Genomic DNA, 13,761 nt, shown 5'->3' with positions numbered 1-13,761 from the left:
TCCTGTGAGCGTGCCCACGCCGGGCCTGGCACACTGAATCTGTGGTTCCGCTGATGACCGCGGCCGATCAGGCCGCGTCCTCATCACTCACAGGCGCCGGCGTCGTGTCGGCCTGCGCACTGCTCTTCACTGTCGCGTCGTTCTGGTGGCTCAACGCCAGACAAGGGCGCCTGAAGACGTGGGAGCCTCATGCCTTCGCAGCGATCGTCCACTCATCCACCGCCCGCCTGCGGCTCCCGCTCGTCCTTCACAACACCGGCCCCAAGCCGATAGTCGTCCAGGACCTCATCCTGACCTTCCCTGACGAGCCCGCTTCCCACCTGCCGCTTCTGTGGGTGTCCTCGCCCTCGCGCCTCCAGCCGGGGCCGGACGAGGACGCGAAGCTGCCGGCGGGCTTCGTCGTGCCCGGCAGAGAAGCGCAACAGCTCTTCGTCGAGTTCGAGGCACCGTTCTCGGGGTTCATGCCGGAGGCCCGTGACTACACGGTCCAGCTGCAAGTGCGGGTCGGTCACCGCAAGGGGTGGCGCCGCCTGCTGACGTTCACCCTGCGAGCCGCCAACATCATCGATCCGAGTCGCTACACCGTCTACAACAATGCGCCGGTCGAGCTGACGAAAGAAGATCAGAAGAGGGCGGATGCCGCGCTCCTCGAACTGTTGGAAGAGAAGGGGGACGACTCCGCTCCGGGCGGCAGGAGACACCGGAATTCTCCTCACGACAATGGCGACACCGGCGCGAGCCGCTGATGCAACACCCGCCGGCCGAGCGCGTACATGCGGTTGCCCCGGCCCGCCGAGCGGTCGAGCGCGACGAGGAGGCCGTCGCAGGCTGGGTGAAGGAGACCTGGCCGCAGGTGGAAGGTCCGTGGCGGCGCTCGACGCCTGGCTGTGCTTGGAAGACGAAGCCGGCTTCTCGATGACGCCGCCCACCGCACGGACCTGGTCCCGGCGCGGACGCACACCCGTCATCCAGGTCAGGCCGTCATCTCCCACACCGTGGTAGACCAAGCGATCGGTGTGGTCATCACGCAGCACAGCTCTGCCGCCCGCGATCTGATCCGGACGGCAGGGCGGGCGGACGAATTGAATGCCAGCTCACTTCCGAACCCGCACGCGACGCGACCTCCGACCGACGTGTCCCCGAACCCATCTGACCGAAACGTCGCACGCCGGACTTCCGGCGGTCGCTGATCACGCACTGGAGCTTTGGAGTTCGTTCGAGGTGCTCGTGGAGGGTTCGGGTTGCCTCTGACCTGGACGGGCAAGCACCTGGACCGCTCGCTTTGGAGCACCGGGGCCAAGCCGGGCCGAACAGCCGCTCAGTACGCCTGGGACGCCGTGCGCTGGAGATCCTCCAGGGCGTCCAGGATGACGGTGCGTCGGTGCCATGCCAGCCAGCGGCCCACCACGTCGGCGGTTTCGTGCAGGGCCGCGAGCTGGCTGCGGGTGAAGCCGGCGATCGGCCGGGCGTGATGCGACGAGATCACTCCCAACAAGGCACCACGCTCGTCGAGCAGCGGAACGCTGTGACAAGCGCGGCTGCCGGCGTGCAGGATCACGTGCCGGGAATCCTCGTCGAAGACGGTGGCGGTGGCGACGTCGCGAATGGTCACCTGCCGGCGGTCCCGGGCGGCCTGCGCGCATGCGGTGCCGGAGTGGTCGACGAAGGCGAAGAAGTCCGTGAACTGCCGACCGAGCCCGGAGTGCTTCTCCAGGCGCAGCAGTCCGCCCTCGGCGAGCTGCACATTGCCCATGGCGGTCTCGGTGATCTCCAGTACGCGGCGCAGCCCCGCGCCGAGGACCGCGCCCTGCGGAGCCGTCGAGCTTGTGCTGCCGGACAGCCGGAGCCCGGGAAGCCGGGGGGCGCCGGCCCGGGCGCGGTCGGGAAACCAGGCGCCGGTCCGCTCGTCCGGCCCGGCGATGCGGATGACCGCGTCCGCAAGTGTATGGAGCTTGACGTTGTGCCGCTGAGAAGTACGGCGCAGCAGCTCGAACCCCTCCTCCAGGGAGGCGAGACGGTATCGCTCCTTGAGGATCCCCTCAGCGGCGGCCACGGCCGCGTGCGCGAGCATCCGATTGCGCAGTGCGACGTTCTCCTGCCGAAGCCGCTCGACCGGATCCGCCTGGCCGGACGGACTCGGATGCGTGCTGACGTGAATGTCGATCTCCTGGCCCACTAGTCCTCGCCCTCCTCGCTGCTCGGCAGGCCGCCCCCATGCTCCCGGGTCTTGCATTGTCTCCTTGCCAGCGCGCGCACACCTAGGCGTCACGGTCGCAGGAACATCGCGTACGGCGAGCATTCGACTTGGCCTCAGGGCGAGACGCCGTCGTCCGACCGTGGCAGTCGCAGGGCGAGCAGGGCGATGTCGTCGTGGGCCCCTGCCGCGAGTCCGTTCATCAGCTCGTCGCTCAGCTCGTCGAGGTCCTGGTCGACCAAGGCGGCAGCGTGCTGCCGGAGCCGGGTCATGCCGTGATCCAGGGATTCGCCGCGCCGTTCGATCAGACCGTCCGTGTACAGCAGCAGGGTGCTGCCCTCGGGCAGGGGCAGGCAGGCACTGGGCCGTTCGGCGTGCGGGTCGACGCCCAGCAGCAGGCCGTGTGCTTCCCAGAGGTAGGTGGTGTCGCCGTCCGCGGTGACCAGCAGGGGCGGTGGATGTCCGGCACTCGCCCATTCCAGCTGGTACGGCCCTCCTTCCTGGCCCTTGAGCAGCGCGTACACGCAGGTGGCGGTCCGGTGGCTGTAGAGGGCGTCGACTGCGAGGTCCAAGCGGCGCAGGATCACGCCGGGGGGCTCCCGGCGGTCGCAGGCGATGCCACGCAGCATGTTCCGCATCTGGCTCATGGTCACGGCGGCATGCAGATCGTGTCCGGTGACGTCGCCGATGATCAGAGTGGTGTCACCGCTTTCCGGCAGGACGAAGCTGTCGTACCAGTCACCGCCGATCCGTGCTGTGGTGCCCGCCGGGGAGTAGCGGGCGGTGATGCGCAGACCTGGTACGACGGGCAGGTCCGGCAGCAGGGAGCGCTGGAGGCGCTCGGCGACGGCCTGGGTCTCGGCGTAGAGCCTGGCGTTGTCGAGAGCCAGCGCGATGCGGTGGGTCAGGTCCTCGACCAGCGCCAGGTCCGCCTCGCCCCACGGAGGGTGCCCCTCGCCCCTGACCAGGGTCAGCGCACCCAGCACTCTCCGGCGTGCCCGCAAGGGTGCCACGATCACGGAGTCTCCCCCGAGTCGGGCGAACGGTTGCATGGTTGCCGTGTGCAGCGGATCGGACGCCTCCTGCCCGGTCGGCAGCCGCCCGGCCGACAACAGCAGCGGGCCGGCGCCGCGAAGCACCCGGGACAGCGGGCCTGTCGCCGTCTCCGGCACCGGCGGCAACGGTCCCGTCAGGCCGGTCAGGGCGGCGTTGGGGTCGCGGTGTGAGAAACAGACCCGCTCGACGGCGCCGTCCTCGTCCATCAGGTCGGCCGCGGACCAATCGGCCAGTCCCGGCACCAGCACCCGGCACACCCGCCTGAGCCCCTCGACCGCGTCCAGCGTGCTCGACAGCGCCGCCGCGCTCCGAGTGGCGAACGCCAGCTGGTCGAGCACCGCTCGCAGCGCCGCGTCCGCGTCATCCTCGTCCATGGCGACCACTTACCCACCTGGTGGCCCTACGGCCGCTTCCGCCCTGGGAAACCACTCCTCGGGTAGTGCACTGAAGCCGTGCACGGCACGAGGGCCCAGGCATGTACTGCCTGTCGGACACCCTCTCGGTCGTGGCATCGATACCTCCCGTTACGGTATTGCAGCGGGCGTTGCGCTTGACGAGCGCAGCGGTACGCGGACGTCGCACGGGTTCCTCACCTCTCACACAGCCCCATGCTTTCGGGGCTTCCGCGCCTCACCGTTCGAAGCCGCCGCGGCCCCGGTCAGGAGCAGAGTCACCAACCGCGTGAGCCGGGGGCGAACTCGGAGGCCACCTCGCCACATGGGGCTGCCCACCATGAGCACCCCGTCCGTCCGGCCGGTCCGGGACGGCCGGATACAGTGCGCGCGACGGCATCCTGGTTGCTCAAGGAGGGGAAGCGTGACCGACACCAGCGAAACCCGATCCGCCGACAGTACGGCGCACGCGACTCAGCAGAGCCGACTGCACCGCCTGATGCGCTACCTCCCCCTGATCGCCCCCGTCCTGCTGTGGACCGTGCCCTGCTGGCTGCTGCTGCACACCGGCCAGCACTGGCCGCTCCCTGTCACGCTCGCCGGCACCGCCCTGTTCGCCCTCGGCCTGATCGGTATGCCGCTCGCGATGGTGCGCGGCCACGGCCGGCGCCAGCAGGACTGGGCGGCGATCGTCGGAGACACCCTGCTGGGCATCATCTGGACCCTGTTCACCTGGTCCGTCGTGCTCGGCGTCCCGCTGCGGCTCGCCCTGACCGTGACCGGCGTCGGCGACGGCCAGGACCGGGCCCGGATCGTCACCTGGTCGGTCCTCGGCGCAGCCACCGTGCTGCTCACCTGGGGGTACGCCGAGGCCCGCCGGGTACCGCGGGTACGCCGCCTGGACGTGCAACTTCCGCGCCTGGGGGCCGGGTTGGACGGCACCCGCGTCGTCCTCATCACCGACACCCACTACGGCCCGCTCGACCGCGCCCGCTGGTCGGCGCGGGTCTGCGAGACGGTCAACACGCTGAAGGCCGACCTGGTCTGCCACACCGGGGACATCGCGGACGGCACGGCCGAACGCCGCCGCGCCCAGGCCGCCCCACTCGGCACCGTGCAGGCCACCCGGGCTCGGGTCTACGTCACCGGCAACCACGAGTACTACAGCGAGGCCCAGGGTTGGGTCGACCTGATGGACGAGCTGGGCTGGGAGCCGCTGCGCAACCGCCATCTGCTGCTCGAACGCGGAGGCGACACCCTCGTGGTCGCCGGCGTGGATGACGTCACCGCCGAGTCCTCCGGCCTCGCCGGCCACGGCGCCCACCTCGCCGGAGCCCTGCACGGCGCCGACCCCGACCACCCCGTCCTGCTCCTGGCCCACCAGCCCAAGTTCATCGACCGGGCGGCAGCCGGCGGCGTCGACCTCCAGCTCTCCGGCCACACCCACGGCGGCCAGATCTGGCCCTTCCACCACCTGGTCCGCATCGACCAGCCCGCCCTCGCCGGCCTCAGCCGCCACGGCACCCGCACGCTCCTCTACACCAGCCGCGGCACCGGCTTCTGGGGCCCGCCCTTCCGCGTCTTCGCCCCGAGCGAGATCACCCTGCTCGTGCTCCGCTCCCCGCAGCGGCCCCCCACGCCGTAGCGCTGGGCGGGCCGGCGGTTCCGCCCGGAGATGCTGCAGGGCGCCGGCACCCCGAAGAAGGGCTACGCATCCTGCAACGCCCTACGGGAGTGCCGGAGGCGAGGGAGTCGCCGGGAGAGGCCACTGGCGCAGGCGATCCCCCCGACCCCGCCGGGGCAGAGACGACCGCACACACGGAGCGCCCGGCGTCCAGCGGCCTCCTGCATGCCAGCCACCGTGCAGGCGAAGCCGGTGCCCTGCGAACCGGCACACCGCGTCATTCCGAAGGAATGCGAAACTCGAATGTGGGACGGTCCCACGGCACGGCGGGCGGGTTCGCGAGCGCGGTCCCGGTCCGCACCGCACCGACGCGGTGGTAGAAGTCCTCGGCGGGAAGATGCGACACGACCTTGACACGGTCGAGCCCGGCGGCACGGGCCTCGGACTGCATGTGCGCGACGAGCAGCCGTCCAATACCACGTCCTTGCGCATCGTTGGCGACGAACAGCAGGTCGAGCTCCGGGGGAGCGAGTACGAGCGAGTAGAACCCGACGACCCGGCCTCCATGCTCGTCGGCGCCGACGGCTACGAAGGCGCGGTGGGCCTCGATGTAATCAGGACCGACCCGGTAGCCCGCCACCGCGGCCGCGTACTTACCCTCGTAGGCGTCTGAGCCACGCACGAGCCGCGTGAGCCGTTTGGCATCCCGCGCGACTGCCCTCCGTATCGTGATCGGCTGGGTGATCGGGGAAGTGCGTGCACTCATCGGGAGAGTATTTCGCACCGGGGAGTGCCTTCCTGCGGCGGGTCGGCTGCTCGGGCAGGCGCTCCTGCACCGCTCCCGGGAACCACTCGTGCGAGCGCAACCGATCTCACGCCGAAGCCGCGCCGGAGCGCGACTCCACATCCCCAGGTCTTTCAGGAGTCATGCCGACGCTTGCCGCCGTGCACCGCACCGGCCCACCGGCCGTCGGCGACATCGCGGTGATCGCCGCCGTCCCGTGCCCGCACCGCGCCGAGGCGTTCGCGGCCCGCGCCCGCCTGGTCGAGGACCCTGAGCACGAGGTGCCGCTCTGGAAAGCATCAGGTCTTCTCCGACGGCGACGAGGAGTGGGTGGGGGCACGCTGTCGGCCGGCCACAAGGCTGCGCCTGCAGGTGCTATACACCGCGTATGTCACGTTTGCGCCCTCCGTTCTCCGTGGTGACCTCGCGCGGCCGACGGAGTCCGGCCACGCGCGTGGGAAGCGCGCTCTCGCCTCGGGGCGCACTCGCCCTGCACAGCGTGGACGGCGCGCTGTCCTTCGCCCTGCGGGCCGCACTGGCCATGGCGCTGCCCGCCGTACCGATGGCGCTCGCGGGCCGCGCCGACCAGGCCGTGTACGCGATGCTCGGCTCCTTCACGACCACCTTCGGCCGCAACCTGCCGTACGCGCGCCGGGCCCGCGTGCTCGCGGTGGTCGCGGTGGCCATGACGGCCTGCGTGGGCGGCGGTTCGACGCTCGGGGCCTGGGCCCGTCCGCAGGACGGGGGAACGGGCGCCGCCGTGGTGGTGGCGGTCACGGCGCTGGTTGCCGGCCTCGCGAAGTTCGCCTGCGACGCGGCACGGCTGAGCGGGCTCGGGGCCGTGCTGCTGCTGTTCTCCTTCGCCGTGGCGGCCAACGGATCGCCCGAGCCGTCCGACGTCCTTCCGCACACCGGCCTGGCCGCCCTGGGCGCGGCCGTGGCCTGGCTGCTGGGCGTGTCGGGCCGCCTCGTGCACCCCGACCGGCCGCAGCGGCTCGCCGTCGCCGCCGCGCTGCGTGAACTCGCGGGCCTGCTGGAGGCGATCGGCGCGGGGAAGGGCGACGGGCTCGCGCGGCACCGGGCGACCGCCGCGGTGCTGCAGGCGTATCGGACGATCGGCCGCATGCCCCCGACGGCCGGGGAGCGGCGGAAGCCGGGCGGCCGGGGCGACACCTGCGTCGTCCTGACCGACCTGTCCTGGTCGCTGTCGATCGGCTCCGCGAGCCGCCCGCCGGACGATCCCGCCGGCCTGGCGGGGCAGCTGCGCGTGCAGGTCCGACTGCTCGTGAGCCGCCGCGCCCGGGCCCCGGATGTCGTACCCGAGCTGACGGGGCCGCTCGCGGACGCCCGGGCCGCCCCGTCCGGCCCCGGACCGGCGCCGGACGCCCCCTCCACCCCGCGCGCAGCCGAACTGCGTGCCGCGGAGCTGGTGACGGGCCCGGGCCACGGCTGCCACGGCCGCGTGTCGGTGCTTCTGGTGCCGGCGCTGCGGATGGTCATCGGCACAAGCCTCGCGGGCGGCGCGGCCCTCGCCCTGGGCCTCGGCCACGGCTACTGGGCAGCGATCTCTGCCGCTGCAGTGCTCCACTCGATCAACGTGCGCACCGCCGCGCAGCGCGCGGTGCAGCGCACCCTGGGCACCGTCGCCGGACTGGGCCTCGCGCTCGGCTTGCTGGCCCTGGAGCCCGGCCCGGTGGTGCTGGTCCTCGTGATCGTGCTTTTGGAGTTCCTGCTGGAGTACGTCGTCGCCCGCAACTACGGACTTGGCGTCGTGTTCCTGACGCCGCTGGCGCTGCTGCTCAGCGACCTGACCGCGCCCGCGCCCGCCGGGGCCCTCGTCGTGGACCGGGCGCTGAGCAGTGCGCTCGGCGTCGTCATCGCGCTGCTCTGCGCGCTCGTGGTGGTCCACGACCACGCGGCCGTACGGGCGGAGCGGGCACTGGCCGCGTGCACCGCGGCCTGCGCGCGGGCGGAACGGGCGCTGGCGGAGCACGCCGAGCCTTCGCACCTCGTCGCCCAGACCCGTCTGGCGGCGGCCGTGGTAGAGCTGCGCGAGGCCGACGACGCGGCGGCGGGCGAGCTGTGGCAGGCGGAGATCGACCCGATCGAGCTGGCCGCCGCGGAGCAGCGTGCGTACCTGCTGCTCGAGCGGCTCGTCCAGGGGCGCTGACGCCCGGACGAGCCGCTCCACGGGGAGCCCTGCTCAGGAGGAGGAGCTGATGGTGACCTTGACGTGCTTCATGATCGGCTGGTCACTCTGGGTGCTGTAGTCGCCGAGCGCGCACAGCACGTTCATCTCCGGCATGTAGCCGGCCGCGCATCCGCGCGGGATGTCGTACGGAACGGCCAGGTAGCCGTCGAGGTGCCGTCGGCTGCCGTCCGCCGCGGTGCTCGTGATGGCGACCGGGCTCATGTCGGCGATACCGCGCTCGCGCATGTCGGCCCGGTTCATGAACACCAGTGTGCGCAGGTTCTTGATGCCGCGGTAGCGGTCGTTGTCGGAGTAGATCGTGGTGTTCCACTGGTCGTGCGACCGCATCGTGCCCAGCGCCAAGGTGCCCGGGGCCGGGATGACGTCGGGCAGCTCGGCGGTGGAGAACTCGGCGCGCCCGGACGGGGTCAGGAAGACGAGTTCCCGGGCCGGCTGCTTGATGCGGAAGCCGAGCGGCAGGCGCACCCGCCGATTGAAGTCCTCGAAGCCGTCCAGGGCCTTGGCCATGGTGTCGCGGATCCGGTCGTAGTCCTCGACGTACCACTCCCACGGCGTCTCGCTGTCCGGCAGTGAGGCGCGCGCCATCCCGGCGATGATGGCCGGCTCGGAGAGCAGGTGCGGCGAAGCGGGCCGCTTCATGCCGATCGACAGGTGGACCATGCTCATCGAGTCCTCGACCGAGGTGCTCTGGATGCCCTTTCGCTGGTGGTCCTTCTCCGTGCGGCCGAGGCACGGCAGGATCAGCGCCCGGCGGCCGTGGACGATGTGGCTGCGGTTCAGCTTCGTGCTCACCTGCACGGTGAGCTCGCACTGCTTCAGCGCCGCGTACGTATACGGGGTGTCCGGTGCCGCGAGCGCGAAGTTGCCGCCCATGCCGACGAACACCTTCACGTCCCCGCTGTGCATCGCCTTGACGGTGTGGACCGTGTCCAGGCCGTGCGCGCGCGGCGGGTCGATGCAGCACACCTCGGCGAGACGGTCCAGGAATTCCTCGGTCGGGCGGTGGTCGATGCCGCAGGTGCGGTTGCCCTGCACGTTGCTGTGACCGCGCACGGGAGAGGGACCCGCCCCCTCCCGTCCCAGGTTCCCGCGGAGCAGCAGCAGGTTGATGATCTCCCGGACCGTGTCGACGCCGTGCTCGTGCTGGGTGAGCCCCAGGCACCAGCTGACGATGCTGCGGTCGGCCTCCTCGTACACCCGCGCTGCCTTGAGGACGTCATCCCGGCTGAGCCCCGACTGCCGCTCGATCACCTCCCAGGGCGTCGCCTCGCACAGCGCCCGGTATTCCTTGAAACCGATGGTGTGGCGGTCGATGAACTCCTGGTCCAGTGCCTTGGGGTCGGTCGCGGACTGTTCCAGGACCGCCTTGGCCATGCCGCGGACGAGCGCCATGTCGCCGCCGATACGAGGCTGAAGGTTGAGCGTGGACGTCTTCGTGGCGTGGAAGGTGGCCATGTCCTTGAAGTCGTGCGGGATGATCGCCCGTGTGGCGGCGGCCTCGACGAGCGGGTTGACGTGCACGATCTGTGCGCCGCGGTGGTACGCCTCGGCGAGCGCGGTGAGCATCCGTGGCGCGTTCGAGGCGGCGTTGACGCCGAAGATGAACAGCGCGTCGGCGGTCTCCCAGTCCTTGAGGTCGACCGTGCCCTTGCCGGTGCCCAGGGACGCCTGCATGGCCCGGCCGCTGGCCTCGTGGCACATGTTGGAGCAGTCCGGCAGGTTGTTCGTGCCGAGTTCACGAGCCATGAGCTGGTAGAGGAACGTGGCCTCGTTGCCGAGCCGTCCCGAGGTGTAGAACGACGCCTGGTTCGGGTCGTCCAGTTCGCGCAGGGTCCGGCCGACGAGCTCGAAGGCGTCCTTCCAGGCGATGGGCACATAGTGGTCCGTGTCGGGGTCGTACACCATCGGCTCGGTCAACCGACCCTGATCCTCGAGGTCGTGGTCGGTCCACCCGGACAGCTCGGTCACCGAATGGGCGGCGAAGAACTCGCGCCCCACCCGCTTGCGGGTCATCTCCCACGTGACGTGCTTGATGCCGTTCTCACAGATGTCGAGATGGAGACCCTTGGTGTCGTCCGGCCAGGCGCAGCCCGGGCAGTCGAACCCGGTCCGCTCGTGGTTCATCTTCATGATCGCCCGCGGCCCGTCCACCGGAAGAGCGCGCTCACGCACCAGGAAGCGCGTCACACTCTTGGCCGCACCCCAGCCGGCCGCCGGGTGGTGGTACGGATGGAATTCAGGCTCCCCCTGCGCATCGGGCCCCACGCGGGGCTTCACCGTGGGTTCGTGCTCGTCCTTGCTGGTGGTCACGACGCTCAACCCTTCACGAAGGGATGCAAGGGGACAAAACGACACCTTCGATCAGGCTAGGTCCGGCATTTCCGGCCTGCCATCCGGACTGCGCCACCCCCAGCGCGCGGATTCGGTGATCGCGCGTATTTCATCCGCCCTGACATCTTGTCGGTCCGACGGGAATCGCATGGCTGCACCCCAGCCCGCGCTGCACCGCCCGCCAAGGCGGCCGTCCTCCTGACGGCCACCCTCGCCCCTGGCTGCGAGGCCACCGTGCGCGAGGTGCTCCAGAACATTGCCGGTCTCACCCGCTCGATGGCCGTCCGTTCCCCCGAGGAGGCCCGTCGTCGAGCTCCGGGCCCCGTGCACCGTCACCCGGGTCGCCGTGGACGACGTCGGGCGCGGCTCGAAGGACTCCGACTGGCAGCCCGTGAAGGAGGCGGCGCGCACGAGGGCGTTCGTCGAGGACCGCACCGTCTGCGACGAGTACGGGGCCGCGGGCGTCCAGGGGCTGCGCGCCCGGTCGTCGAACCCGGTGCTGCGGCTGCCCGCCGGGCCACGCGAGCACCCCGACGCGGTCAGCCGGGCCCTGCCCTCGCTGCGAGACCTCCGACCACGGGTGGACGACTGCTCACGGGCTGTCGTATTCGATTCGGCTTGCGTTGGAAATCGGCAAGGGAGCAGAAAGGCCACCCCTTTCTCTCACGACTGTCATGCGGGGTGCTCTGCGTGTTTCATAGAGGTGTGGTCTGCGGTGCGCGACCATACGGACGCGACACCACACCTTTTCCAGCCGGTGGGTGCCATGACGCGCTGATTGCGTGGGTCGACGTGCTCGACACCCGCAAAGCAGGCGACGTCAAGACCGGCAGCCGGCAGACGGAACACCGAGACAGGAAGAAGGACGGGCATGTCCGGCAGTGAAAGCGAGAATCCGGCAATCCCTTCACCGACACCCACCCCTACTCGGCGGCCCAGGACGAACCGGGACTGGTGGCCGAATCAGCTGGACCTTCAGGTTCTCCACCAGCACTCGCCCCGGTCCAACCCGATGGACGAGGACTTCGACTACGCGGAAGAGTTCGCGACCCTCGACGTCGACGCGTTGAAGCGTGACGTCTTCGAGGTGATGACGACATCGCAGGACTGGTGGCCTGCCGACTACGGTCACTACGGGCCGCTCTTCATCCGGATGAGCTGGCATGCCGCGGGAACGTACCGCATCGAGGACGGCCGCGGCGGTGGCGGCAGCGGCGCACAGCGCTTCGCCCCCCTCAACAGCTGGCCGGACAACGCGAGCCTGGACAAGGCGCGCCGGCTGCTTTGGCCGGTCAAACAGAAGTACGGCCGGGCAATCTCCTGGGCCGATCTTCTGGTCTTCGCCGGAAACTGTGCCATGGAATCCATGGGGTTCAAGACGTTCGGGTTCGGTTTCGGGCGAGAGGACATCTGGGAACCCGAGGAGATCTTCTGGGGGCCCGAGGACACATGGCTCGGAGACGAGCGCTACAGCGGAGACAGGGAACTCACCGGTCCTTTCGGCGCCGTACAGATGGGACTGATCTACGTCAATCCGGAGGGGCCCAACGGAAACCCGGACCCGTCGGCTGCCGCCCGGGACGTTCGGGAGACGTTCAGGCGCATGGCGATGAATGACGAGGAGACGGTCGCACTCATCGTCGGCGGCCACACCTTCGGCAAGTGTCATGGCGCGGTCGAGGCCAGTTATATCGGCCCGGAACCCGAAGCCGCCTCCATCGAGCAGCAGGGCCTCGGCTGGCGGAACACCTACGGCAGCGGCACGGGCCCGCACGCGCTCACCAGTGGTCTGGAGGGTGCATGGACCACCGAGCCGATCAAGTGGGACAACGGGTACCTGGACAATCTTTACGGCTACGAGTGGGAGCTGACGAGCAGCCCCGCCGGCGCCCACCAGTGGACTCCCTCGGATCCCGCGGCCAGGAACACCGTCCGCGACGCCCACGATCCGTCGAAGCGGCACGCCCCCATGATGCTGACGACGGACCTCGCGCTGAAGGTGGACCCGGTCTACGGCCCGATCACGAAGAGGTTCCACGAGAACCCGGACGAACTCGCGGTGGCGTTCGCCAAGGCGTGGTACAAACTGCTGCACCGCGACATGGGACCCCGCTCGCGTTACCTCGGCCCGTGGATTCCCGAGCCGCAGCTGTGGCAGGACCCCGTTCCCGACGTCGAGCACGAGCTGATCGGGGACGAGGACGTCGCTGCCCTCAAGGGCAGGATCCTTGCCTCGGGCCTTCCCCTCTCCCAGCTGGTCACCACCGCCTGGGCGTCGGCGGCGAGCTTCCGCGGCACCGACAAGCGCGGCGGAGCGAACGGAGCACGGATCCGGCTCTCGCCGCAGAAGGACTGGGAGCTGAACGACCTCCCCGAGGTGACCGAGGTACTGCGCGCGCTCGAGCGCATCCAGCAGGACTTCAACCTCTCCCAGAACGGCGGAACGCGGGTCTCCGTCGCCGACCTGATCGTCCTCGGCGGGTGCGCGGCCGTCGAGCAGGCCGCGAGGGACGCCGGGTACGACGTCACGGTTCCGTTCGCTCCGGGGCGTACGGACGCCTCGCAGGAGCAGACCGACGCGACGTCCTTCGCCGTGCTGGAGCCCAAGGCGGATGCCTTCCGCAACTTCCTTCCGGAGGGCGAGAAGCTGTCGCCGGAGACCCTCATGCTGGACCGCGCCAACCTGCTGACGCTGACCGCTCCCGAGATGACGGTGCTGATCGGCGGCATGCGGGCCCTGAACACCGGCTTCAAGGGGTCCCCCCACGGTGTCTTCACCCACCGGCCGGGACTCCTGACCAACGACTTCTTCGTCAATCTGCTCGACATGGGTACGGAGTGGAAGGCGTCGGCAACGGACGAGAACGTGTTCGAAGGCCGGGATCGTGTCACCGGCGAGGTCAAGTGGACCGCCACCGCCGTCGACCTGATCTTCGGTTCGCACTCCCAGCTCCGAGCCGTCTCGGAGGTCTACGCGTCCCAGGACGGGAGAGAGAAGTTCGTACGTGACTTCGTGGCAGCGTGGAACAAGGTGATGAATCTCGATCGGTTCGACCTCGCCTGAGCCCGGCGTCCCGGTCGGCCCTCAGCGGCCGCCCGGGACGGGTCTTCTCCGTGAAGCCCACGGCAGCCGCCCGATGGCCCCGCACCCGCCGTCGTCGTCGGATC

9 protein-coding genes and 2 pseudogenes are annotated in these 13,761 nt (G+C 70.2%); 7 read left to right on the top strand and 4 right to left on the bottom strand.

All coding sequences use genetic code 11. The features are described 5' to 3' along the window. Window positions 1-41: 41 nt before the first annotated feature. Together ACZ5CW_RS08780 and ACZ5CW_RS08775 are read left to right on the top strand one after the other, a co-directional pair. Window positions 42-746: a hypothetical protein gene (locus ACZ5CW_RS08780; protein ID WP_468599574.1), complete on the top strand. Its 705-nt coding sequence runs from the start codon at window positions 42-44 to the stop codon at window positions 744-746. Between the two features lie 38 nt (window positions 747-784). Continuing rightward, window positions 785-987, top strand: a pseudogene (locus tag ACZ5CW_RS08775) (IS630 family transposase); the annotation flags it as partial. A gap of 331 nt (window positions 988-1,318) precedes the next feature. Here the strand turns inward: ACZ5CW_RS08775 and ACZ5CW_RS08770 are convergent. Then, window positions 1,319-2,176 (bottom strand): GAF and ANTAR domain-containing protein, encoded by an 858-nt coding sequence (locus ACZ5CW_RS08770; RefSeq protein WP_468599573.1) that lies wholly within the window; start codon window positions 2,174-2,176, stop codon window positions 1,319-1,321. Window positions 2,177-2,310: 134 nt separating this feature from the next. Next, window positions 2,311-3,624 carry a PP2C family protein-serine/threonine phosphatase gene (locus tag ACZ5CW_RS08765; RefSeq protein ID WP_468599572.1) on the bottom strand — a complete coding sequence of 438 codons (1,314 nt, stop codon included), beginning with the start codon at window positions 3,622-3,624 and terminating at the stop codon, window positions 2,311-2,313. A 442-nt stretch (window positions 3,625-4,066) separates the two neighbouring features. Here ACZ5CW_RS08765 and ACZ5CW_RS08760 point away from each other — a divergent pair, with 442 nt between their 5' ends. Continuing rightward, window positions 4,067-5,287, top strand: a complete 1,221-nt coding sequence (locus tag ACZ5CW_RS08760; RefSeq protein WP_468599571.1) for a metallophosphoesterase — start codon at window positions 4,067-4,069, stop codon at window positions 5,285-5,287. Window positions 5,288-5,543: 256 nt separating this feature from the next. On the opposite strand, the gene ACZ5CW_RS08755 is transcribed toward ACZ5CW_RS08760, so the two are convergent. After that, the gene (locus ACZ5CW_RS08755) at window positions 5,544-6,032 is read right to left on the bottom strand and encodes a GNAT family N-acetyltransferase (protein WP_468599570.1); all 489 of its coding nucleotides are present in this window, start codon (window positions 6,030-6,032) and stop codon (window positions 5,544-5,546) included. Window positions 6,033-6,193: 161 nt separating this feature from the next. Here ACZ5CW_RS08755 and ACZ5CW_RS08750 point away from each other — a divergent pair, with 161 nt between their 5' ends. After that, window positions 6,194-6,472: a molybdenum cofactor biosynthesis protein MoaE gene (locus ACZ5CW_RS08750; RefSeq protein ID WP_468599569.1), complete on the top strand. Its 279-nt coding sequence runs from the start codon at window positions 6,194-6,196 to the stop codon at window positions 6,470-6,472. Continuing rightward, the gene (locus ACZ5CW_RS08745; RefSeq protein WP_468599568.1) at window positions 6,439-8,220 is read left to right on the top strand and encodes an FUSC family protein; all 1,782 of its coding nucleotides are present in this window, start codon (window positions 6,439-6,441) and stop codon (window positions 8,218-8,220) included. Before ACZ5CW_RS08750 ends, ACZ5CW_RS08745 begins: the two co-directional genes overlap by 34 nt. A 33-nt stretch (window positions 8,221-8,253) precedes the next feature. Here ACZ5CW_RS08745 and ACZ5CW_RS08740 read toward each other — a convergent pair whose 3' ends face one another. Beyond that, window positions 8,254-10,572: an FdhF/YdeP family oxidoreductase gene (locus ACZ5CW_RS08740; protein ID WP_468599567.1), complete on the bottom strand. Its 2,319-nt coding sequence runs from the start codon at window positions 10,570-10,572 to the stop codon at window positions 8,254-8,256. Between the two features lie 322 nt (window positions 10,573-10,894). Here ACZ5CW_RS08740 and ACZ5CW_RS08735 point away from each other — a divergent pair. After that, window positions 10,895-11,158: pseudogene (locus ACZ5CW_RS08735) on the top strand (encapsulin); the annotation flags it as partial. 306 nt (window positions 11,159-11,464) lie between these two features. Next, window positions 11,465-13,657: a catalase/peroxidase HPI gene (gene katG / locus ACZ5CW_RS08730; protein WP_468599566.1), complete on the top strand. Its 2,193-nt coding sequence runs from the start codon at window positions 11,465-11,467 to the stop codon at window positions 13,655-13,657. Window positions 13,658-13,761: the final 104 nt, after the last annotated feature.

Source organism: Streptomyces sp. NPDC031379, assembly GCF_055569615.1.
Note: the sequence above shows the minus strand (reverse complement) of the source record. Positions and strands in the feature narration are given on the sequence as shown.